Here is a 22,909-nt window from a genome sequence, read left to right on the forward strand (position 1 = left end):
TTGACTCTAGCACCATGATAAATTTAACTAAAGCGACGCCTCAGCGTCGCTTTTTGTTTATCTATCGTTTGGATTTGTTATGACCCCTGCAATCAATCTCGCCAAGAAAAAGAAAATCGCTCATAGCGTGCATCAATATCACCACGATGCGAATAACACGAATTATGGATTAGAGGCTGTCGAAGCGCTTGGTCAAGATCCCAAACGTGTATTTAAAACGCTTTTGTTCTGTTTGAATGGCGTCGCTAAAGATTTAGCTGTGGCCGTTATTCCCGTTGATCAGAAGCTAAACCTGAAGCTTGCGGCAAAAGCGGCAAAAGGCAAAAAAGCAGAGATGGCGAATCCTGATATTGCTCAGAAAACCACGGGTTATGTGGTGGGTGGGATCAGCCCTCTTGGTCAGAAAAAAGCCTTGCCTACCTTTGTTCATTCCAGCGCTACCGATTTTGAAACGATATGCGTGAGTGCAGGGAAGCGCGGGCTAGAAATTGAGCTCGACCCGAAAGACTTAGCGCTACTGACTCGCGGTCAGTTTGCTGATCTATGTTTATAGATTGTCGTTATCATGATGATACAACTACCGAATGACAAACAAAAACGCCCGCTAGATTAACCTAGCGGGCGCTTTTATATTGAGTGTCTATCCTGAAATGTGCTTGTACATTGAGGACGAATTATGACTACTTCTTCAGACCTAAAGTACCACCAACACGCTTCGATGCAGGCTTACCGCTTCGACGATCGTTATTGTTGCGATCTGTGCGGGTGCGATCCGAACTGTTTCGATCAGAATTAGAACGCTCTGAACGAGAGTTCGATTTCCAGTTCTCGGTATTGCCACCGCTTTCACCATTCGATGAGTTACGGCCACGTTTCGAGTTAGGCGCATGACGGAATTCATCTGCATTATTACCGCGATAGGTGCGAGTACGGTTCTCGTTTTGATTACGGCGCGCTGTGGAAGTTTGGTTTTCTTCACGGCTATCGAAAAGTTTTGCGTCTGTCGCTTTGCGAATGCGTTGACCTTTCGCGTTCATTTTTGATGCATCTTCAGTACTTACAGAGCCTTCACACATCGCTAAAATTTCAGTGATCTCTTCGTCGCTCAGGTAGCGCCATTTCCCGTTAGGAATGCCGTCTAATGAGATGTTCATAATACGAACACGGCGCAGCTTAAATACCTCGTAACCCAATGCTTCACACATACGGCGAATTTGACGGTTAAGGCCTTGCGTTAGTGTGATTCGGAACGAAAATTTGGTTTCTTTCTCGACCTTACATGGCAAGGTAACAGTATCGAGAATATGAACGCCAGCGCCCATTTGCTTCAAGAACTCAGTCGTAATCGGCTTATCTACACGCACCACGTATTCTTTCTCGTGGTTGTTACCTGCACGTAGGATTTTGTTTACGATGTCGCCATCGTTGGTCAAGAAGATAAGACCATCAGAAGGCTTATCTAGACGACCAATAGGGAAAATACGTTTGTGGTGGCCGATAAAGTCGACGATGTTGCCAGGAATATCACGTTCAGTAGTACAGGTGATGCCTGTTGGTTTATTAAGAGCAATGTAGATCGGCTTCTCTTTTGAGCGAACAGGTTTATTGTCGATCTCAACATCATCACCGGGCAAGACTTTAGTACCCATTTCAGGGATCTTACCGTTAATAGTAACTCGGCCTGCATCAATGAGTTTGTCGGCTTCGCGGCGTGAGCAAAAACCAGTTTCACTGATGTATTTATTAAGGCGTTTAGCTTGGGATTCTTGTGACATGATATTCTCTTAGCGTTTCACAACGGAAATATAGATAAACAAAAAGCAACCTTTGGATAGTTGCTTTAAGTTGGGATTCGTTAACTGAGGACAATTTTAGCACTTGGTGTGAGTCTAGGCACGAAATATCGATCTTGATGCAATTCGCTATCAGTGCACTTATCTGTTTCAACCAGTTAACTGGTGCGTTTTTGATGGCGCTCTCTGTTCTCTAGCTTTTTCTCATTACTCTTTCTGAGCATAACGTAGACTGCGCCAGTACCACCATGAAATTGCTGAGCAGAATGAACACATTGAACGTCGTTAATTTGCGTGAGCCAATTCGCCACGTAGCTTTTCATCATTGCTGGTGGATTCGAGCGATCACCTTTACCGTGAACAATGATAACGGTGCGAACATCCATTCTTAAACACTGGCGTAAAAATGAGAGTACTTCGTTACGAGCGTCTTTCAGTGTTTTCCTATGAAGGTCGAGTTTGGCCTGAATAGGGTATTTGCCTAAGCGCAGCTTTTTATATACGCCTTCTTGTACACCATCTTTCTTGTAAGCAATGACGTCGTCTGGCTTGATCATTGGTGAGTAGTCTAATGATAAGTAGTCTTTCTCGTCGTCAGACAGCCACATAGCAGCTTCACGCTTAGCAAGGTGAGATTCTGTGACTCGGTGTACTTTCTGGTGTTCGGCGGTGTCATGGTCGATACGTTTAACATCGCCCATCATTTCTTGGAATAGATCTAAGTCGTCATCATGAGACATAGTGTGTATCTCAAGTTGGAGAAGGATAGGGTAAGTATACCTAAGTTGAGGCCGGGTTTAAAAATGAAAAAACCGGAGAAGACAATAAGTCTGCTCCGGTGCAAAGCGTTTTTACATCCACCCAAAGAAAATGATACTTAAAAGTAGATGACTTAGGCTGAGCGATTCTAGTGAGGAGATTTTTCAGTCATAACTTTGTAGATGAAGAAGCCTCCATAGAACATCATGAGACCCAGAGCCCCGAATATTACTATCATTGAAGATAGCCCCACTGCATTACCAAATAGGAGTTCTAGCCAAAAGTCCATGTGTATACCTCAAAGTTATATGACATGGCTCAGTGTATTAAGTAGCGTTATCAATTCACTGATCTGGATCAATCCTGTTTCATAAGTTAAATACTTGTTGGTGAGTGTGTGTTTTTCGTCACATTAGCCGTTGGGTTGTACGTCTTTTGTTCGAACGATTCGATATTGTAAAAAAGAGTGAAAAAAGCTCTTGCGCATAAATTCAGAATCCGTATTATACGCTTCATCGACAGGCAATTAGCCAGTTAGATATCTCGGTGAATAGCGCAGCTTGGTAGCGCATCTGGTTTGGGACCAGAGGGTCGGGGGTTCGAATCCCTCTTCACCGACCACATTAAAAAAAGCCGTAGCACTCTTTGTAATAGAAGGGGCTACGGCTTTTTTGCATTTCAGGATAAAGATAATCACTTGGTCAACGGGTTCGCCTGATGTTCAAAACAATCTCTTCACTGACCGTATTAAAGAAAGCCTGCTCATTGAGTAGGCTTTCGTCGTTTCCGGGTATGGGAAATGGGGTTTGAACCTAAGTGGGGGTCGCCTGATGTTCAAAATAAGCTCTTCACCGCCACATTAAAGAAAGCCGTAGACCATTTATTATAGAGAAGGGCTATAGCTTTTTTGCATCTTGGTATGTGCGTCATTCCCTAGAGTGACGAAGGAGCGAGTTGGGAATCTCTTGTTGTTCTAAACATCCCGCATAGAGAAAAGGATTGACTCAATAAGCCCGCCCCAAATCTGTTTACTTCACATCACAAGTGATGTTCTTGATTGGCGTCTCTGAGGTAACAAAGCAAACATAAGCTTCAACAGGGTTATTTGGACCAATTCGAATGTAGCCTGCCTGTACTTCATCTTCGTTAAAAGTCACCGAGTGAGAGTTACCTGTCTTGCCATCGTAAAAGCTTGCTTCAAAATTACCATTCATTTGGCTTGCGATACGGTTGCGTGTCGTAGACGTCGTGAACGTAATATTTGCGCATCGCATGGGTGGCTTTTCAGTAATCAAAAACTGTCCGCTTTCTTTATCTAGCACGCCGCCTTTGGTATCTGGCTGAATGTCGATGGCTTGAAACTGTTCGATGGTACAAGTTTCTTTGGCAGACGCTGCCGTGGGCATCAGGGTCAAGAGAGCTAAAGGGAGAGTAAAAAGTACTGGTTTCATTAGAACAACGCCATAGGTAAAAAGAGCGGAAGATAATAGCACCGCAATGGTGCTATTAAATGTAAAAATTCTGTTATTAAGGAAATGCTTTTATAACGAGAATACAATAAGGTTGAGCATCGTTAGCTTTTTTGGCTAGCCTCAAATTGACACTGAGCCTGCTGGCTTTGTGATTGTTGAGTGACATTAAAACCTTTCTCTTTTAACAACTGTAAAAGGTTACCTTCGCCAACTAGGTGCAAGGCGCCAACCACGATCAAATAATTCCCATTTGAATCGAGTTTCCAATCATTGGCGGATAGCTTGTTTGCCCAGTCGATATTGCGATCAGTTAAGAATGCTTTCTCGAGTTCAAGCGACATCTCAGACAGCTCTGCGAAGGCTTCCAGCTTCGCTAAATCACCCGCTTTCCAGCTTTCAATTAGGCAATGAACCACACGATCAGTTTGGTCAAATTCCTCAAGGCTACTGACTAACCATTCCTTACCGTCATCCTTTTGTTTTGTCATCAGGTCTATTTGGAATTGCAGTGGTTCTAAACTGATAACCGGAACATCTTGGATAGTCGCTTTGTAAGCTAGCGTCGCATCAACGCCGCCGGCGGAGCCATAACCAAGGTTTTTTAGCTGCTGCATCTGTATGGAGAGAGAAGTCGCCCAAGGCGGCGAGCTGAGCAGTTGTTGCGTCGGCATCTCCAACGATTTTGATATGTCGGTTAATAATTGCAGCTGTTCTTCATTGAGTACATCGGCAGTAGTGAGTTTGTTGTGGGGATATACAACGCCATCAGACTTTCTGATATCCGTTTCGATAACTAACCCATCACTGTTTTTTAGCGCGTTGATGATCGCTGAAGGAAGTGGGTACATACTCTCGTCCCCAACGTGCACGGAACCTAAGATAGTGAGTGTCAGTTCATCCTTTTTTGCTTGCCAATAAAGGGGCTCGGCGACCGCTTGCCTAGCTGAAAAAGCGAGAACGAATAAAACCATGTAGAAGAATGGGCGCAAAGGGAGCTCCTTTAGGAAGTCTTAAACTCGTTAAAATCGATTTTGACGGTGTTTTTTAACGGTTTTTTTTGAGAACGATGTCACGTTGTTTGTACGAAAAGTATAACAACACCAACAAACTCTTAAACCTTTCTCAGTAACAACGACACGATTTTATGAAATCCTTTCAAAAGATTGTGATTCAATTCTCAAATATTACGTCAAAATAAAACTGACGGAACTGTCGATGTCGGTAACTTTATGATTTTAATAAGGTTAATTTTATCAATATTTTTTAGATTTGAAGTCGATCACTTTATTAACTTGATTTAATTCACGGCGAAAAATAAGGCCATATAGTTAATCTAACTTTTGAAGCGTTCTATTTTGCTTCTGACTCAATTTTTTAAATTTATGGGTGAATACGATGTTGAAGAGAAACTTACTATCTGTAGCGGTACTTGCTGGTTTAACGGGGTGTGCGGTAACACAAGCACCAGAACAAAAGGTGGTTAATGCACTGGCTGATAACCTTGATGTGCAATACGAAATTTTGACGAACCACGGCGCAAACGAAGGCATGGCTTGTCAGGATTTAGGCGCAGAGTGGGCATCATGTAACAAAGTGAACATGACTCTGACCAATGACGGTGAAGCGATCGATTCGAAAGATTGGACTATCTACTTCCACAGTATTCGCCTTATCTTAGATGTTGATAATGAGCAGTTTAAAATCACTCGTGTAACGGGTGACCTACACAAACTAGAACCTACAGATAAGTTCGATGGTTTTGCCGCTGGTGAAGAAGTGATTCTTCCACTAACAAGTGAATACTGGCAACTGTTTGAAACCGACTTTATGCCGGGTGCATTTGTAACGGCGCCAAATGCTGAACCTAAGATGATTGCTTCAATGAATACGGAAGATGTCGCGTCGTTCGTAACCGGTTTGGAAGGAAACAACCTTAAGCGTACACCTGATGACAACAATGTCATGGCAACAGCGGTTACTCGCTTTGAAAAGAATGCTGATCTGGCAACGCAAGATGTATCAACCACTTTACTACCAACGCCAATGTCGGTAGAAGCGGGCGAAGGTTCAGTGAGCATGGCTGGTGGTATTGCCCTACCTAAAGACGCATTCGATGCTGAGCAGTTCGCTGCAATTGAAGAACGTGCAGATGTGGTAAACGTAGATGTGAGTGGCGACCTACCTGTTAGTGTTGCTGTTGTTCCTACTCAGTTTATGGGTGATTTAGCGAAATCTGGCGCTTATGAACTAAGCATCTCGGAAGAGGGGATTGCGATTAAAGCGTTTGATAAAACAGGTGCTTTCTACGCAGTTCAGTCTATTTTTGGCCTAATAGACAGTCAGAACGCTGAATCATTACCACAACTGTCGATCCAAGATGCGCCACGCTTTGACTACCGTGGTGTGATGGTGGATGTTGCTCGAAACTTCCACTCAAAAGATGCCATCCTAGCCACGCTAGATCAAATGGCAGCCTACAAGATGAACAAACTGCACCTTCACTTAACGGATGATGAAGGCTGGCGTTTAGAAATCCCGGGTTTACCAGAGCTAACGGATGTAGGGTCTAATCGTTGTTTTGATTTGGAAGAGCAAAGCTGTTTACTGCCTCAGCTAGGTTCGGGTCCAACAACAGACAACTTTGGCTCTGGTTTCTTTAGTAAAGCGGATTACGTCGAGATCTTAAGCTACGCAAAAGCGCGCAGCATCGAAGTAATTCCAGAAATTGATATGCCGGCACACGCTCGTTCTGCTGTGGTATCAATGGAAGCTCGTTACACTCGCCTAATGGCGGAAGGCAAAGAAGCTGAAGCAAGTGAATATCGCTTGATGGATCCACAAGATACTTCAAACGTGACGACGATTCAGTTCTACGACAAGCACAGCTTCATCAACCCATGTATGGAATCATCGACTCGCTTTGTTGATAAAGTGATTACTGAAATTGCAGCAATGCACAATGAAGCGGGCATGCCGCTAACGACTTGGCACTTTGGTGGCGATGAAGCGAAAAACATTAAGTTAGGCGCAGGCTTCCAAGATATTAATGCAGAAGACAAAGTGGCGTGGAAAGGTAACATTGAGCTCGACAAGCAAGATAAGCCATTCCAACAGTCTCCACAATGTCAGTCTTTGATTGCTGATGGTTCAGTGAGTGATTTCGGTCACCTGCCAGGCTACTTTGCAAAAGAAGTATCGAAGATTGTTGCAGAAAAAGGCATTCCTCACTTCCAAGCTTGGCAAGATGGCTTGAAGTATGTGGAAGAGGGTGAATCTGGCTTCGCTACTGAAACGACTCGCGTTAACTTCTGGGACGTTCTTTACTGGGGCGGCACTTCATCAGTGTACGACTGGTCTGCGAAAGGTTATGACGTAATTGTTTCTAACCCAGATTACGTATATATGGATATGCCATACGAAGTAGATGCAGCAGAACGTGGTTACTACTGGGCTACGCGTGCAACAGATACTCGTAAGATGTTTGGCTTTGCTCCAGAGAACATGCCACAAAATGCAGAAACATCATTAGACCGTGACGGCAATGGCTTCAGTGGTAAAGGCGAAATTGAAGCGAAACCTTTTTACGGTTTATCTGCACAACTTTGGTCTGAAACAGTACGTACTGACGAGCAGTATGAATACATGGTGTTCCCTCGCGTACTTGCAGCAGCAGAGCGTGCATGGCACAGAGCTGATTGGGAAAACGACTACAAAGTGGGCGTTGAGTACTCTCAAGATACTGACTTAGTGAATAAGCAGGCTCTAAACAGCGACTTTAATCGCTTCGCGAATATTGTTGGTCAACGTGAGCTGGCTAAGCTCGAGAAAGCGGGTATTGATTACCGACTACCAGTTCCAGGTGCTCAGGTTGTTGATGGTAAGCTAGCGATGAACGTTCAATTCCCAGGCGTAGAGCTTCAATACTCTGCTGATGGTGAAAACTGGCTGACTTATGATGAGCAGCAACGTCCTTCGGTTTCTGGTGAAACGTACATCCGCTCTATCTCTGAAAGTGGCGAGAAAGTAAGTCGAGTAACTTTGGTAAAATAATCGACAAGCAACATTAACAGAAGAGCTCCCTAGCTTTTATCTGATTCAGATAAGAGTGGGAGCTTTTTTTTCGTCCAAATCAAGTTAGCCACTTCTCTTAAACTGAAACATATAGAAATAGCCTTTATGTATATCGTCAACAATGTACATAAGGTGAGTTCCATCGCAAAAGTGACGCGCCTCCCATTATTCTCTTCAAAAAATAAGTCTCTCATCAAAAACTCTAAATCAGGTGTGATTCAACCAACTAAATCTAATTTCGCATCGTAAAATAATGTGATCCTGATCTGTACGTTTTCTAATCTTGAGTTTTTTATCAATTTTTATGTTTTTAAGTGACTGATTTTAATGTGTTAAATAACTTGCTCTTTTTTGATAGTGAGAGAGATCACTCTGCTCATTCTTTTATTTTGAAACGAAAATTAATTCGAGCAACATAGATTTCATGCCAGGGAGGCAACTAACTACTCAAGCGGTGAAGGTGAATGATGTACCGAAGATGTGCCGCTGAAAAAATCAAACTAAGGCAGTTTACTATGAAAAAAATTATCGCTCTAAGTGCACTTTCTCTTGCTTTTGCTTCTAGTGCTTTTGCTGGTTCTTCTTACGTTACAGGTAACATCCAAATTCATGACGATGGCCGTATCCACGGTTCTGATATGACTTCTACGCTAGAAGCTGGTCACACGTTTGACAACTCTCTAGGCGGCTTCACGGTTTATTCTGAGTTTGATGGCATCCAACTTGGCAAACTTGAATCTGAAAATGGCGGTGCAGGTAATACTACTCCAGGCATCACTGTCGGTGGTGAGCAATCTTTCAACATTACTGACAAATTATGGGTTGCTGCTGGTTACCAACACCTATTCTCTGCGGGTGAGAGTATTCAGTTCCGTCCATTAGTTAAGATCGGTTACAACTTCGATAACGGTATCTCTATTAGCAACCGTACTCGTGCACACATCGATGATACTTCGGCTAATGCTGACACAGACTACCGCATGGATAACCGCATTGGTTACACAGTGAATGCTGACCTAGCACTTAGCTACAACAACGTATACATGATTGATGCTGAAGCGATGGACCATGAGTTACGTGCTACATGGACTCGTCAAGGTGTTCAACCTTACTTTGAGTTCCGTAGCCAAGCTAACGGCGTAGATTTCGCAAACGGCGATTCTAAGCAGAACAACGCATTCGTATTCGGTGCTTCTTACGGCTTCTAAGCCGATTCACTTGGCTGCTTAGTCGATTAGATTATTAGCCGAGTGAGCTTCTTCGCTAAATAGCTTTTTTGTTAAATAGCTTTTTGCTCAATAGCTTCTTAGCCAATTAGCGACGAGAAATATAGCGGCACTAACAGCCCGGTTGGTACCGCGACAAGATTTGCTTTACTGTCCAAAAGCAAAGAGCCTAGCAAGTAAACCACAGTCTTGGGTTTACTCATGCTAGGCTCTATTTTTATGACTTCTTTTAATTGCTTGGTGTTGGTCTAGTTAAGCTTTATTTTCCGTTGTAATGACGGTACTCAAACACCTGACCTTCTTCATTAAACGCATACACAGAATACTCGTCTTTCTTATCGCCATATTCCATGCCCGGAGAGCCCATTGGCATGCCTGGAACCGCTAAGCCAATCGCATTACGTGGTGGATTTTCTAAAAAGGCTTTCACGTCCTCTGCTGGAATGTGCCCTTCAAATACGTAACCGTCGATCTCTGCCGTGTGGCAAGAGGCTAGTTTTTGCGTTACCCCTAACTTCTGCTTTATTGGATTCATATCATCGTGGAGCTTCTCTGTAACATCGAACCCAGCATCTCGCATATGTTCAGTCCATTCTGTGCAGCAGCCGCAGTATGGAGATTTGTGGTTTAGAACATCAGTAGCGAGAGCTTGTCCTGAGATTGCAGCGAGTGCTGTAAGAGTCATAATTTTACGAATCATGGTTAACCTCATGAATATGGTTTTTGTTGATATTAGAATGTGTGGGTTTAAACAGTCTTAATCTGTTGGCATTGCTTACTACCGTGATTGACGACATCGCCATCGCAGCGCCTGCAACTACTGGACTAAGCAGAAATCCGAAAAATGGGTAGAGCACACCGGCAGCGATAGGAATACCAAGCGAGTTATAGATGAAGGCACCAAACAGGTTTTGCTTCATATTTCTTACGGTCGCTTGGGACAACTCGATCGCATTGCTTACTGATAATGGCGATGAGTTGAGTAGCGTCATTTGCGCACTTTCAATCGCGACATCACTGCCACTGCCCATTGCGATTCCTATATCTGCTTGAGCAAGAGCTGGTGCATCGTTAATACCGTCTCCGACCATAGCAACACTCTGATATTGCTGTTGCAGCTGAACAATGTGCTGAGCTTTCTGCTCTGGAAGCACTTCTGAAATTACTTCGTCGATACCGACGCTTTTACCTATCGCTTGAGCAACTGAATCGTTGTCGCCTGTTAATAGTACAGTGTGAATTCCGGCGGATTTTAGTTGAGCAATGGCTTGTTTGCTATCTATTTTTAATGCGTCTGAAATGCCCAATATGCCTTCGAGCTTTTGGTCAATTACAATGAAAATAGGCGTCCACGCTTGCGAGCGGCAAAGTTCGATAAAATCCGCGCCAATCTCAGTATTGATGCCTAACTGGGTTAGGTATTTATGCGAGCCAACTTGCACGTTCTTGCCGTTAATTGTTGCTTGTACGCCAAGCCCTCGTTGGTTTTCGAACTCGCTATGAGGTAGTGCTGAAACTTGTAAGCTCTCTGCATATTGGCAAACGGCTTTGGCGAGTGGGTGCTCAGATCCCACTTCTACTGAATAAGCATAAGCCAGTAACTCTTGCTCCGTTAGATTAGCGTAAAAGGCCTGTTGAACGGTTGGTTTGCCTTGGGTCAACGTACCTGTTTTATCAAACACAACAGCATCGATTTTGCTGGCAGACTGCAATACATCCGCATCTTTAATAAGAACGCCAAACTCAGCGGCTTTACCCACGCCAACAGTAATCGACAGTGGCGTTGCTAGGCCTAACGCACATGGACAGGCGATAATCAGTACTGTGGTTGATACGACTAGCATGTAGCTCGCGCTTGGCTGTGGGCCAAAGAAAAACCAAACTAAGGCGGCAACGGCTGCGATTGCGACCACAACCGGAACAAAAACGGCTGAGATAGAATCGGCAAGCTTGGCGATTGCTGGTTTACTGCTTTGCGCTTGGCGAACCATTTGAATGATTCGAGCCAACATGGTGCTTGATCCAATCCCAGTCGCTTCAATAATTAAACTACCATCACCATTAATGGTTCCCGCAGAAACGCCATCATTAGTTGATTTAACGTTGGGAAGTGGTTCACCGGTCAGCATCGACTCATCGATATAAGATTCACCTGAGACTACGACACCATCAACTGGCACTTTTTCTCCGGGTTTTACTCGTACCTGCATACCGACCTGAATGGCTTCTACTGCGATGGTTTGTTCTTTGCCATCGACGATAACCACGGCTTTTTGAGGTTGTAAATTAATCAGTGCCTGCAAAGATTTGGTGGTGCGTGCTTTGGCTTTAGCTTCAATGTAGTGCCCTAAAGAAATAAGGCCGACAATCATTGCACTTGCTTCAAAATAGACATGACGCGATGGTTCTGGGAACCATGATGGAATCAGCACAACCAGCATTGAATAGAACCATGCAGCGCCCGTACCTAAAGCAACTAACGTATCCATCGTTGCACGCTTATGCATGAGAGACTGCCAAGCGTTAGTGAAGAAGCTGCGTCCTGAAGTCGCAAGCAGTATCAAACAGACCACACCAACTAATCCCCAAGCTAATTGGTCGTTAGATGTAGCAATGGTCATGCTGCCACCGAACAGACCCCACGCCATCAGCGGAGCACCGATAAACAGCGCGCTTACTGAATTCTTTAGGAAAGCTTTTTGGGTACGAAGTTGTTGCTCTTGCTGTTTTTGTTGTTGAGTTGCCGCGTCATCAACGAACTCGGCGCCGTAACCTGCGGCTTTCACCGATTCTATTAGAGCGTTTTCGATGACGTTACGTGTTTTAGAGGTGAAGACCAAGGCTGTCTGTTCAGCGAGGTTGATCTGAGCTTGGTCGACGAAATCATTTTTTTTCAGCGCTTTCTCTACCGAAGAAACACAACTTGCACACGTCATTCCCTCAAGAACAAGGTGATAAGTATATTGGCTAGCTGCAGTTTTAGCTTGTGTCGGTTCAGCCGGCGTTGGTTTTTTATTTTCTTCTGAATCTGAATTAGATAAAAGGTCATTGGCTTCAGAGTAGGGAGCTGCGTGATAACCCACACTTTCGACTAGCTCAATAATCTCGGATTCTTCAAGCAGAGTAACCAACGACAATTCATGTTTGGTGACGTTTAGATTTGAGGCTTGCTCAGTTTGTTGAATCGCCTGAGTCAGTTTGCTCACACACTTACCGCAGCTAAGACCAGATAGCGAAAGGTGCAGTTTATTACCCATGCTATAACCAAGCGTCGCTAGTTGTTCGTTGAGTTGAACGTAACTAAAAGGAGTGGAAATATCGATGTATGTCGGCGATATGTCGTTGATCTTCGTATTATCGAGACCATCAAACAGTGTGCGGACTTTCTTCGCGCAACCCATGCAATTTAGGCCTTTGAGTGCGGTTGTGTAATGCTTCATATCGATACTCCAATTCTCATCTACGCCCAACATAAACCTTACCGTAAGGGTAAGGTCAAACATAAATTCAAGAATTTGATCTTAGTGGCATATGAATGGGTGGGTTAAGTTTGTGGGATAGGCGAGAGTTAAAGAAAAGCATGGCTATAATTTACTGGCTCAGGCTATAGATTTGCTACATCGAAGCTGGATTTGGCCTTTCTACAGTCGCTTTCGCACAAGATCCGCGCATTAATCATTCACTACTGATTGTAGATTTAAGCGGTGGTGATAAAATAGCGCCCAAAATTTAGTGATATTTTTCTGTTGCAGGCTTTGTAATGGCAATCACTAAAAGAATCACCTACATAATCAAGGTATTTAAATGACGGTTAAAACTCGTTTTGCTCCTAGCCCAACTGGCTATCTTCACGTTGGTGGTGCACGTACTGCACTTTACTCTTGGCTATTCGCTAAGAATCAAGGTGGTGAATTCGTTCTGCGTATCGAAGACACGGACCTTGAGCGTAACTCTCAAGAAGCGGTTGATGCAATTCTAGAAGGCATGCAATGGATGGGTATGGAATGGGATGAAGGTCCTTACTACCAATCTAAGCGTTTTGACCGTTACAACGAAATGGTTGATAAGCTACTTGCTGAAGACAAAGCATTCAAATGTTACGCGTCTAAAGAACTGCTTGATGAGATTCGTGCAGTACAAGAAGAAAACAAAGAAATGGCTCGTTACGATGCGAACCACCCTAAAATTGTTGCAGCAAACGAAGCAGCAAAAGAAGGTGATGCATGCGTTATCCGTTTCCGTAACCCTAAAGAAGGCAGCGTAGTATTTGATGACCAAATCCGTGGTCGCATTGAAATCGCGAACAGCCAACTTGATGACCTAATCATTCGTCGTACAGACGGTGCTCCAACTTACAACTTCGTAGTTGTAGTGGATGACTGGGATATGGGTATTACACACGTTGTTCGCGGTGAAGACCACATCAACAACACACCTCGTCAAATCAACATCTACGAAGCACTAGGCGCGCCAGTTCCAACTTTCGCTCACTGTGCAATGATTCTTGGTGACGACGGTGCAAAACTTTCTAAGCGTCACGGTGCTGTTTCTGTAATGCAATACCGCGACGAAGGTTTCCTACCAAATGCACTAAACAACTACCTAGTTCGTTTAGGCTGGTCTCACGGTGACCAAGAGATCTTCTCTCAAGAAGAGATGATTGAATTCTTCAGCCTGAACGCAATCAGCAAGTCTGCATCTGCATTCAACACTGAAAAGCTACTTTGGTTGAACAACCACTACATCAAGACTTCTGAGCCTGAGTACGTTGCAAAATACCTGCAATGGCACCTAGACGCACAGAAGATCGATACAACAAACGGCCCGGCTATCACTGAAGTGATCAAGCTAGTTGGCGAGCGTTGTAACACCCTTATCGAACTTGCTGAGCAATCTCGCTACTTCTACGAAGATTTCTCTGAGTTTGAAGCTGGCGCAGCGAAGAAGCACCTACGTGGTGTTGCTAAAGGCCCACTAGAGCTTGCTCTTGCTAAGGTTGCAGCACTTGAAGAGTTCACTACTGCAAACATCAAAGATGGTGTGATTGCAGCTGTATGTGAAGAGCTAGAGATCGGCATGGGTAAAATCGGCATGCCACTTCGCGTAGCAGTAACGGGTGGCGGTCAGTCTCCTTCTGTTGATGCAGTGATGGAGCTTGTTGGTAAAGAGCGCGTAATCGCTCGTATCAAGATGGCTCTTGAGTTTATCGCTGAGCGTGAAGCTAACGCTTAATTGAGCTTTTGCTAGATTCAAAAAAGGGTCAGTAACTTGGTTACTGACCCTTTTTATTTGTCTCGAGTTTTATTATCTAAACAACTTTGTTATAGCTGGTCGTCGGCAATCATTTGAGTTGCTTGCGCGGCTGTTTTCTTATCGAACAAGATATCCATCATCGCTTTGATGCGTTCCATATCGTCACCAAACTTAGAAAAGTTTCCGCTGTTTGGCGCTTTGAATTCGACATTGCCTACGCGCTGTTGATCCTGATAAGCAGAGATCTTTGCGTCAGCCACAAAGGTTCTGAAATCCCAACTCCAACGAGAGACATAATCAAGCGTGATGTCCTCTGGATTATGTTCTGAACCGTCGGCAACGACCTTACATTTAACCTGATTATTCAGGCACCAGTCGAGCATGGAATCGAGGAAAACAGTGCGAGTTTTCTCGTCCTCAACTATCGTAACCTGTTCGATTGTATTTACTTCTGGAAGTGCGTTTCCTGAATATTTCGGAGCACTACAACCTGCGAGTAAAACGACAACAGCAGCAACTAGCCAGTTTTTCATTATCTATCCTAGATTTTTTTGAAGATGATTGAGGTGTTGATTCCACCAAAAGCGAAGTTGTTGCTCATTAGATATTCAACATCCAATTCACGACCTGAGCCTGTGATGTAATCAAGCTTGCCGCAGCGTTCGTCGATGTTCTCAAGGTTCAATGTTGGGCTGAACCAGCCTGAATGCATCATCTCTAGGCTTAACCAAGCTTCAATCGCACCACACGCACCAAGCGTATGACCAAAGTAGCTTTTCAATGAACTGATTGGTACTTTACCGAAAATGTTCGCGGTCGCATTACTTTCCGCAATATCGCCTTTTTCAGTCGCCGTTCCGTGCGCAGAAACATAGCCAATTTTCTCAGCAGGAAGTTGTGCGTCTTTCAGTGCTTTCTCCATACAGATTTGCATAGTTTCCATCTGAGGTTGGGTCACATGAGCAGCATCGCAGTTGCTGGCAAAGCCGATGATCTCAGCGTAGATTTTTGCGCCACGAGCAACAGCATGTTCATACTCTTCAAGAACAAGCGTACCTGCGCCTTCACCGATAACGAGACCATCGCGCTCACTGTCGTAAGGGCTTGGGGATTTTTCTGGTGTGTCGTTTTTTAAACTGGTAGCAAAAAGGGTATCGAAAACGGCAGACTCAGTTGGGCAGAGCTCTTCACCGCCACCGGCAACCATTACGGTTTGGTAGCCGTGTTTAATTGCTTCATAGGCGTAACCAATCGCTTGGCTTCCTGAAGTGCAGGCACTGCTGGTGGGAATCACGCGACCGCGCAGGCCAAAGAACAGTCCAACGTTGACCGCAGCGGTGTGTGGCATCATTTGAACATAGGTGGTTGCTGTAATTGCTCGTGTCGATTTCTCGTTAAGCATCACGCCAAACGCACCAACCGCATCGGTACTACCGGTTGAAGAGCCGTAGGCAATGCCTGTTTCGCCGTTAGTCAGAACATCATGTCCAATCAACCCGGCTTGTGTTAAAGCATCTTCAGTCGCGACAGTGGCTAAGCGAGAAACCCGACCCATGCCTCGAACCTGTTTGCGTTTGTAGTGTTTTGGCAACTGGAATTCATCAATAGGCGCAGCTAGCTTAGTGTTGAGGCCATCATACTGCTCAAAGCTTGGCATATATTGAGTGGCATTTTCACACGCTTTCAGTTTCGGCTCGATCTGCTGCCAGTCATTACCAAAGGCAGTAACACCAGACATGCCAGTTACAACAACGCGGCGGGTCATACTAAGCCTCCATTAACTGAAATCACTTGGCGAGTGACGTAGCCTGCAATATCAGACATTAGGTAGCTGACTAGGCCGGCGACTTCTTCTGGCTCGCCCATGCGGCGCAGTGGCACTTGAGGGAGTGCATGATCTTTTACGTGCTCATCAACCATGCCGGTATCAATTAAACCTGGAGCGACACAGTTTACCGTGATCTTGCGTTTCGCTAACTCTAAAGCTAGAGACTTAGTTGCGCCAATTACGCCCGCTTTTGCTGCAGCATAGTTGGTTTGACCACGATTACCCATGATGCCCGATACAGACGCCAGAGTAACGATGCGACCGCCTTTGCGTTTCTGAACCATTGGCATCACACAAGGGTGAAGCACGTTGTAGAAGCTATCAAGATTGGTATGGATCACGCCATCCCACTCTTCTTCCGTCATGGCTGGGAATGCTGTGTCACGAGTAATACCCGCATTGTTCACCACACCATAGTAAGCGCCATGCTCGGCAATATCTGACTCAAGCGTTTCGCGACATTCGCTGCGATTGCTGATATCAAATTGGATGAGACGTCCTGCGCCACCCAGTTCGGTGATCGACTTTAACGTGTCTTCAGCACCTTGCTTGTCACCCATGTAATGAACGGCAATTTCAAATCCGTCTTTCGCGAGTTGAATAGCGATCGCTTTACCAATGCCTTTGCTGGCACCTGTGACTAAAACCTGACGGGTCATGATGGGCTCCTAGTTTTCATTTCTTGTAATTTTTGTTCGGTCGGAACGTAGACATTGAGTTGGCATTGAGCCACTAACTGACCTTGGTCTTCGACTCTGGCGGTAAACACAGCCATCCCACTGTCTTCCATCAATTGCTCGGCGTAGATATCAAGAGTCTGGCCTTGAGTAAACTCATCACACTGTGACTTGTAACGGCGAGAACCGAGTAAGAATCCGATTGGGGGAGGGGTACCGTTTTTCAGTGCATGATATCCAGACCATGCAGCCACAGATTGCGCCATAAATTCGATACCGACATAAGCCGGTACGGTTTGAGATTCAGCATTAAAGAACAGGTTATGAGCTCCAATATCGACTTGGCAGTGGATCGACAACGCCTCTACGCTGATAGCACGATCGATTAATATCATCGGATCATCGTGTGGAAGAAGTTGGTCTACAGAAGGGATATCAGTCATTTACTACACCAAAAATCAGGCTAATGTTGTTGCCACCAAAAGCGAACGAGTTGCTTAAGATGTTCTTTACTTTAAGTTTCTGGGAACAGTTTACCAAATCAATCTCAATATCTTCAGCTTTATCCTGACATTTTTGTAAGGGAAGCGGTAAGTCATATTTTAAAATATGCCATGCTATTGCAGCCTCTATCGCACTTGCGGCTCCAAGAGTATGCCCGGTGAGAGGCTTGGTGGAACTGACGGGAACCTTGTTTGCAAAAATACGATGAATGGCTTTGCTTTCCATTGAATCATTGAGTGGAGTTGCGGTGCCATGAGCATTGATATAACCGATGTCTTCAGCTTGTAACTGAGCAGAATCTAACGCTTTTATCATCGCTTGCTCAGCGCCGTTCCCTTCAGGGTGGGGCGCTGAAATATGGTGTGCGTCAGAGCTATCACCACAGCCTAACAAGGCAATGCTAGGTATATTCTGGTTTGTATTAGCAACATTCAGTTTTGTTTTACTGAGCAACATAAACGCCGCCGCTTCACCGATGTTGATACCATTTCGAGAGGCACTAAACGGCTTACAATGTGTGGTTGAAAGTGCTTCAAGACCATGAAAACCATTGAGCGTCAGCTTACATAAGGTGTCCACACCACCGACTAACACAGCATCAGCCATGCCAGTATCTAACAAGCGTTGAGCGGTAAGAAAAACACGGCCGCTTGATGAGCAGGCGGTCGAGATTGCGTAGCTTGGCCCTGTTAATGAGCAATATTGACTAACAAACTCAGAGGGATTCCCTAGCTCTTGTTTGGAGTAGTGATAATGCTCAGGAAACTCACCGTTTGCCAATTTATGTTTGAAAGCAGCTTCACCATCAGAAATCCCCGAGGTGCTTGTGCCGATAACAACAGCAATTCTATCTGCGCCAAATTGTGATTTTGCTTGCTCGATAGAGTCTTGGATTTGATTTAGAGCTGATAACGCCAGTTGATTGTTACGAGTGGCGTATTGTGCGAGATTGGATGGAACCTCTGGCAGTTCGCCCCCGACCTTACCCACGATAGTGTGCTTACCATCATTCAGCATATCGCTTACTTCAACCATGTTCGATTCACGCGCCCCTTTGAGGCAGCCATGAATGTCAGCAACGCTTGAGCCTAACGCAGAGTGGAAACCACAGTCTTGGATATAAATAGGCATAGTATTCAGCTCTTACTTGGGTTATCGACAATCGTTGAGTTCAACGTTTGTATGGTGATGGTGTAGCCTTGAATCAAATGCTTGAAAACAATGTCTCCAGAGAGCTTCGGTTCATTGGCTTTTGCTTGATACTCGATACGAATAATGGCTTGTTGGTCGTCGTCAAACACGGTTCTTGTATTGTCAGTATCGACTAGATGCCAATCTATGGTTTGCAAAGGCTGAGTCCACGCTTCAGTCGGCCATAAGGTCAGCATCAAATTAAATAGCACCTGTTCAGGTTGTGGCAAAGTTGCGCCAAGCCCAGACAAAACCTGCGTATCAATCACTTGATTTTGATATTGCAGCGATAGGATGCGAGTACCCCAAGAAGAAAACCCCGCCAAAACCACTTTATCCGCTGTCACTTCGACTTGAACCGGAAGTTGCTGCGTATCGGTTTCCCACGTAGCGCTGATGAGCTGACTGGCCGTGAGGGAGTATCCCAGTTCAGCTGGCAATGGTAGTGCTAGCTCGGTGTCATTGTTGATAGACACACTTGCACCAGTTGGCTGCTGAGAAACCATCGAGCAGGCACTGAGCATTACACCCACTAGCGTGACGAAGGTGATTTTTAATGTCCTGATCATCTAAAAACCTCTCGAGAAGTTGGTCTTTCTACGTTTTTGCTATTGTTGATTGCAAGTGGCGAAAGTAGCCACGCGACAAAGATCCCTGTCAGAACAGTAACACCGAAGCTATGAATGGCATGAGTCTGACTTAGTGACAATAAGCCAAATGAAAGTAACGTTGTGAGACCCGATAGGGTAATCGCTAATAAGGTGCTTAGCGATTTTTTCTGCTCAGCAAAGAACAGGGTATAGTCGATACCAATCCCTAAAATTAGAATCAGTCCAAGCAGATTAAACAGATTCAGTGTCGAGCCTAAAATGCCCGTGACCGCTAAACCTGCGACTCCGGCAATCAATGAAGGCAACAGCATTAATAGGCTTTGCATCACACCGTAGCGCCAACCTAAAACCATCCCAATAGCGGCCAAAGCTATCAATAATAACTCGGTGATCTTAACTCTGTATTCCGCAAAGAGAGCGGAGATTTCATCGGCTTTATTAAGGTATTTAACACCTTGTTGCTGAGCAAAGCTTGAATCGAGCCATTGAGAGAACAGAGCTGAGTTTGTAACGTCTTTGATTAAAATGACTGACGCCGCTTGTCCATCGATAGGTTTTAACCAAAGTGGTCGAACAGGTTCTGACACCGGTGATTCCAAAAACCCAGATACCGTGATTGCTTCGAACTTAGGTAATTCTGGAAAGCTAGGCCAACCAAGAGTGTTCTGTAAGATATGGCTTTGCTGGCGATAGAGTTGTTCAACCAATTGATAGTTATCATGCTGGTCTTGTTTACTTAACAACTGCTGATTGATGCTGCGATATCCTGAGATACCTTGGCTATCGATTAAAGAGTCTAAGCTCGCGGTGATTTCTGCCAGTTTTTTGAGTAGCTTTTGATCGCTCTTAGCGGTCACCAGCAGCATATTTTGGCCACTGCCTAATCCTGATATCTCAGTAATGGCTTGCTCTTGCTGTTTGAGTTGATCAGGCATAGCTTGAAGTTGGCGAATATCGTCGTCGTAGCGAATTTGACTGAGTGACATCAAGCTAACGACAGTCACTATTAATGGTAAGCCAATTCTAAACTTTTGGTTGCTCCAGAGACTTAACCAAGTATGCCAAAGCTTCGACAAGGGAAGTGGGCGTTCTTGGCTTGGTTTTGCCGCTAAAACCGGATACCAACACACCACACTGGCGTAAGCCGCAATAAGCCCAATCGACGAAAACAGAGCCAGTTGCTGTAAACCCGGGAAAGGTGCCACCAACAGACCTAGGTAGCCAATCAAGCTGGTGATCAGACCCAAAGTGATCGCAACGATAATATGTTTCAACCCTTTGTCGCTTTGCCATTGATTACCCGCCGCCAAACGATCGGTTAGGTAATGAAAAGAGTAGTCGATGGATACGCCAATCAAGCTGGCACCGAACACCAAACTAAATAGGTGAACCTTGCCGAAGATAGCGACGGTGCTTGCAAGAGCAACCAACAACCCAGTGCTGATGGAAAGCAAGGATAAGGCAAGTGGTAGGGCACTACGAAACGTCAGCCACACCAATAAAATAACACCGGCCAAAGAGCCTAAACCAATGGTACTGATTTCTGATTTCGCGCTTTCGGTGCCGTAATTTGCGTAGAACACCACACCGGTATGCTGCACTTTGACGCTAAACTGTTTTTCGACCTCGCGCTCAATTGAATCAAGATCGGGAAGTTGCTCTTGAATGGCCAAGCTATAAGGTGAACCCGCCAGAGTCGCCGTGACCAAAATATGAGTTTGCTCATTAGATTGAGCGGTGAGGTATCCCTCTTTCAGAACAAAGTTACTTGATTGAACACCAACAGCACTGATGTAGTCGCGAAATAGTAGAAATGGATCCATCGACAGTTCGGCTGCAGTGACGCCTGAGAACGGATTGTACAGAGACTGAATCACATATTGAGCTCGCGAATCAGGAGAGTGGGTCAGCGTCTCTTTTTGTTGTTGAGTCAGCAGTTGAGCTCGGTGACGAAAGTAGAAATCGCTCCATTGGCTTTGGGTGCTGGCGCTGATTTTGCCTTGAACTTGCTGAAACAGAGTTGGCTGACTTGAAAAGGCTCTTTGGTTGAGAGCTTTTTCAAAAGCGTCGGTCGCAACCATGGCTTGTTCGATATCGGGGGCGCTGATGATAAACACCACTTGCTCGCTCATCGAGCTGGATATCTGCTGAAAGGCTTGCTCTACCATTGGGTCTTGCTGGTTTTCTGGTAGTAACTTTAGGATGTTGCTTTCAATCGGTACCGACGAAGAAAAAGCGAATTGTTTTATCAACAATCCGCTAAATAGCACTACGATAACAAGCCAAACAAGGGCTAGGCTAGAGTTGGAATTGTTGCGCTTCAGCATCTGATAATACTTCCGGTAGATGGCTTAATTGGCTAAATTCGATCACCGTGCTGTCTCCACGAATCTCTCTCAACTCAATACGTTCAATATCATTTTTACCTTGCAGCGTAATGGCTTCAAACACCGCGTTCATCGGCGCACTTTTAGGCTTTAGAGTGAGTGTCCAAGATTTATTCTCTGTATTTTCATCAGAGCTTGTAGCCGTTGCTGGCTCAAAATCGAGTGCGAACTGTTCCTGAAGTTTTTGCGTATCCCCATGAAACACCGACAAGAAGATATGGCTGAAATAAAACGCCATTGGGTTTTCTTTATCGGTGATGATCTTAGCGGGTTGATCGGCAAACCTTTGGCTCAGTTTGTTATCGGTGAGCACCAAGCTAACAGGAAAGGGGGTAGTTTGTGTCCAAAGCAAACCATTCGACTTGTCTAACAGGAAAGTACCTTGTGATGTTAGAGGCTGGGCGAACATTTCCATGTTGCGCGTTTGAGTGAACTCACCACGCACTATGTTGTTTGCGCTTAATACTGTTTGCAGATCTGAAATAGAGCCGACGGTTGCTGAATTTTCGTTAGCAATAACAAAGCTACTCGCCATCACAGAGGCAAGCCCTAGTAGTGCGATGCTGATTTGCTTACGTCCGCGCTTAAACAGACTCATGGTTCACCTGCTGCTGTGTGTTAGATATTTGAGATTGCTCGGATTGTTGTTCGGTTGATTTGAGTAAGCAGCCAAATTGATGCCAGTGCTCGACTTTGTCGGTAAACACTTTCGGCGAAGCGAAGCACATCTCTTGCTCTTCAATGGTTACCGCAACTTGCATGGTGTGGGCGCGTGTCATGCGAGCACCTGTGTTGGCATCGTGAATTTCGTAGTCAACACGCAGGCGGTTTTCCCACTCAGTCAACTTAGCCGATACCTTGATCTGACGATTGAACGGTATCGCCTTAATGTACTTTACACGCGTGTCGATGATCGGCCACATGTAGCCTGAATCCTTCATCTCATGGTAGTTGTACTCAATCTTATCCATCATGATGCGCCTAACTTCTTCAAAAAATCGGAAGTAGTTGCCATGATAGATCACGCCCATCGGGTCGGCATCTTGGAATGAGGTAATCAGAGTCACCTCAGATTGTAATGGATGAAGGATTTCAGACATAAATCACTCTCAACAATATTGCGTAAAGGGTTGGCTA

General features: G+C 44.9%; 21 protein-coding genes and 1 tRNA gene. 5 read left to right on the forward strand and 17 right to left on the reverse strand.

Annotation, left to right across the window (positions count from 1 at the left end; genetic code table 11):
* The first annotated feature begins 79 nt into the window (after positions 1–79).
* Positions 80–553, forward strand: a complete 474-nt coding sequence (gene ybaK / locus AACT19_RS08420) for a Cys-tRNA(Pro) deacylase (protein ID WP_017076861.1) — start codon at positions 80–82, stop codon at positions 551–553.
* Positions 554–680: 127 nt separating this feature from the next.
* Here ybaK and rluF read toward each other — a convergent pair whose 3' ends face one another.
* The 3 genes from rluF to AACT19_RS08435 form a co-directional block, all read right to left on the reverse strand.
* The gene (rluF, locus tag AACT19_RS08425) at positions 681–1,775 is read right to left on the reverse strand and encodes a 23S rRNA pseudouridine(2604) synthase RluF (RefSeq protein WP_076645984.1); all 1,095 of its coding nucleotides are present in this window, start codon (positions 1,773–1,775) and stop codon (positions 681–683) included.
* A gap of 176 nt (positions 1,776–1,951) precedes the next feature.
* Positions 1,952–2,533, reverse strand: coding sequence for a DNA endonuclease SmrA (smrA, locus tag AACT19_RS08430; protein WP_076645985.1), 582 nt, complete (start codon positions 2,531–2,533; stop codon positions 1,952–1,954).
* 167 nt (positions 2,534–2,700) lie between these two features.
* Positions 2,701–2,841 (reverse strand): DUF3149 domain-containing protein, encoded by a 141-nt coding sequence (locus tag AACT19_RS08435; protein WP_004736246.1) that lies wholly within the window; start codon positions 2,839–2,841, stop codon positions 2,701–2,703.
* 255 nt (positions 2,842–3,096) lie between these two features.
* Here AACT19_RS08435 and AACT19_RS08440 point away from each other — a divergent pair.
* A tRNA-Pro gene (locus tag AACT19_RS08440) sits at positions 3,097–3,173 on the forward strand.
* 407 nt (positions 3,174–3,580) lie between these two features.
* On the opposite strand, the gene AACT19_RS08445 is transcribed toward AACT19_RS08440, so the two are convergent.
* Both AACT19_RS08445 and AACT19_RS08450 read right to left on the reverse strand, forming a co-directional pair.
* Positions 3,581–4,003, reverse strand: coding sequence for a hypothetical protein (locus AACT19_RS08445; RefSeq protein WP_076645986.1), 423 nt, complete (start codon positions 4,001–4,003; stop codon positions 3,581–3,583).
* Positions 4,004–4,125: 122 nt separating this feature from the next.
* The gene (locus AACT19_RS08450; protein ID WP_076645987.1) at positions 4,126–5,013 is read right to left on the reverse strand and encodes a TraB/GumN family protein; all 888 of its coding nucleotides are present in this window, start codon (positions 5,011–5,013) and stop codon (positions 4,126–4,128) included.
* Between the two features lie 406 nt (positions 5,014–5,419).
* Between AACT19_RS08450 and AACT19_RS08455 the strand changes: the two genes are divergently transcribed.
* Together AACT19_RS08455 and AACT19_RS08460 are read left to right on the forward strand one after the other, a co-directional pair.
* Positions 5,420–8,074 carry a beta-N-acetylhexosaminidase gene (locus tag AACT19_RS08455; protein WP_076645988.1) on the forward strand — a complete coding sequence of 885 codons (2,655 nt, stop codon included), beginning with the start codon at positions 5,420–5,422 and terminating at the stop codon, positions 8,072–8,074.
* Between the two features lie 536 nt (positions 8,075–8,610).
* On the forward strand, positions 8,611–9,303 hold the full coding sequence (locus AACT19_RS08460) for an oligogalacturonate-specific porin KdgM family protein (RefSeq protein ID WP_004736127.1): 693 nt from the start codon (positions 8,611–8,613) through the stop codon (positions 9,301–9,303).
* Between the two features lie 98 nt (positions 9,304–9,401).
* Here the strand turns inward: AACT19_RS08460 and AACT19_RS08465 are convergent, their stop codons facing one another.
* From AACT19_RS08465 to AACT19_RS08475, 3 genes are read right to left on the reverse strand one after another with little or no spacing between them, the layout of a single operon-like run.
* The gene (locus AACT19_RS08465) at positions 9,402–9,524 is read right to left on the reverse strand and encodes a hypothetical protein (protein WP_277812766.1); all 123 of its coding nucleotides are present in this window, start codon (positions 9,522–9,524) and stop codon (positions 9,402–9,404) included.
* Positions 9,525–9,580: 56 nt separating this feature from the next.
* Positions 9,581–10,021 carry a DUF411 domain-containing protein gene (locus tag AACT19_RS08470; RefSeq protein WP_004736129.1) on the reverse strand — a complete coding sequence of 147 codons (441 nt, stop codon included), beginning with the start codon at positions 10,019–10,021 and terminating at the stop codon, positions 9,581–9,583.
* A complete protein-coding gene (locus tag AACT19_RS08475) occupies positions 10,011–12,824 on the reverse strand; it encodes a heavy metal translocating P-type ATPase (protein WP_076645990.1) in 2,814 nt (937 codons plus the stop codon). Before AACT19_RS08475 ends, AACT19_RS08470 begins: the two co-directional genes overlap by 11 nt.
* A gap of 301 nt (positions 12,825–13,125) precedes the next feature.
* Between AACT19_RS08475 and gltX the strand changes: the two genes are divergently transcribed.
* Positions 13,126–14,553 carry a glutamate--tRNA ligase gene (gene gltX / locus AACT19_RS08480; protein WP_076645991.1) on the forward strand — a complete coding sequence of 476 codons (1,428 nt, stop codon included), beginning with the start codon at positions 13,126–13,128 and terminating at the stop codon, positions 14,551–14,553.
* A gap of 89 nt (positions 14,554–14,642) precedes the next feature.
* Here gltX and AACT19_RS08485 read toward each other — a convergent pair whose 3' ends face one another.
* The 9 genes from AACT19_RS08485 to AACT19_RS08525 are packed head-to-tail and all read right to left on the reverse strand — an operon-like array spanning position 14,643 to position 22,872.
* On the reverse strand, positions 14,643–15,107 hold the full coding sequence (locus AACT19_RS08485) for an Sbal_3080 family lipoprotein (RefSeq protein WP_076645992.1): 465 nt from the start codon (positions 15,105–15,107) through the stop codon (positions 14,643–14,645).
* Positions 15,108–15,115: 8 nt separating this feature from the next.
* On the reverse strand, positions 15,116–16,339 hold the full coding sequence (locus tag AACT19_RS08490) for a beta-ketoacyl-ACP synthase (RefSeq protein ID WP_076645993.1): 1,224 nt from the start codon (positions 16,337–16,339) through the stop codon (positions 15,116–15,118).
* Complete coding sequence (locus AACT19_RS08495; protein ID WP_016767037.1) at positions 16,336–17,061, reverse strand: 3-ketoacyl-ACP reductase FabG2; 726 nt, start codon at positions 17,059–17,061, stop codon at positions 16,336–16,338. Before AACT19_RS08495 ends, AACT19_RS08490 begins: the two co-directional genes overlap by 4 nt.
* The gene (locus AACT19_RS08500) at positions 17,058–17,522 is read right to left on the reverse strand and encodes a hotdog family protein (protein WP_076645994.1); all 465 of its coding nucleotides are present in this window, start codon (positions 17,520–17,522) and stop codon (positions 17,058–17,060) included. Before AACT19_RS08500 ends, AACT19_RS08495 begins: the two co-directional genes overlap by 4 nt.
* Entirely contained in the window at positions 17,515–18,714 is a 1,200-nt protein-coding gene (locus AACT19_RS08505) for a beta-ketoacyl-[acyl-carrier-protein] synthase family protein (RefSeq protein WP_076645995.1), read from the reverse strand. Before AACT19_RS08505 ends, AACT19_RS08500 begins: the two co-directional genes overlap by 8 nt.
* A gap of 5 nt (positions 18,715–18,719) precedes the next feature.
* Positions 18,720–19,343 carry a DUF3261 domain-containing protein gene (locus tag AACT19_RS08510; protein WP_017080332.1) on the reverse strand — a complete coding sequence of 208 codons (624 nt, stop codon included), beginning with the start codon at positions 19,341–19,343 and terminating at the stop codon, positions 18,720–18,722.
* Positions 19,340–21,712 carry an MMPL family transporter gene (locus AACT19_RS08515; RefSeq protein WP_076645996.1) on the reverse strand — a complete coding sequence of 791 codons (2,373 nt, stop codon included), beginning with the start codon at positions 21,710–21,712 and terminating at the stop codon, positions 19,340–19,342. The genes AACT19_RS08510 and AACT19_RS08515 overlap by 4 nt, the downstream gene beginning before the upstream one ends.
* Complete coding sequence (locus AACT19_RS08520; protein WP_076645997.1) at positions 21,684–22,370, reverse strand: LolA family protein; 687 nt, start codon at positions 22,368–22,370, stop codon at positions 21,684–21,686. The genes AACT19_RS08515 and AACT19_RS08520 overlap by 29 nt, the downstream gene beginning before the upstream one ends.
* Positions 22,357–22,872, reverse strand: coding sequence for an acyl-CoA thioesterase (locus AACT19_RS08525; RefSeq protein ID WP_076645998.1), 516 nt, complete (start codon positions 22,870–22,872; stop codon positions 22,357–22,359). Before AACT19_RS08525 ends, AACT19_RS08520 begins: the two co-directional genes overlap by 14 nt.
* Positions 22,873–22,909: the final 37 nt, after the last annotated feature.

It is taken from the genome of Vibrio sp. 10N.222.47.A9, from assembly GCF_963872585.1.
GTDB classification, from domain to species: Bacteria; Pseudomonadota; Gammaproteobacteria; order Enterobacterales; family Vibrionaceae; genus Vibrio; species Vibrio splendidus.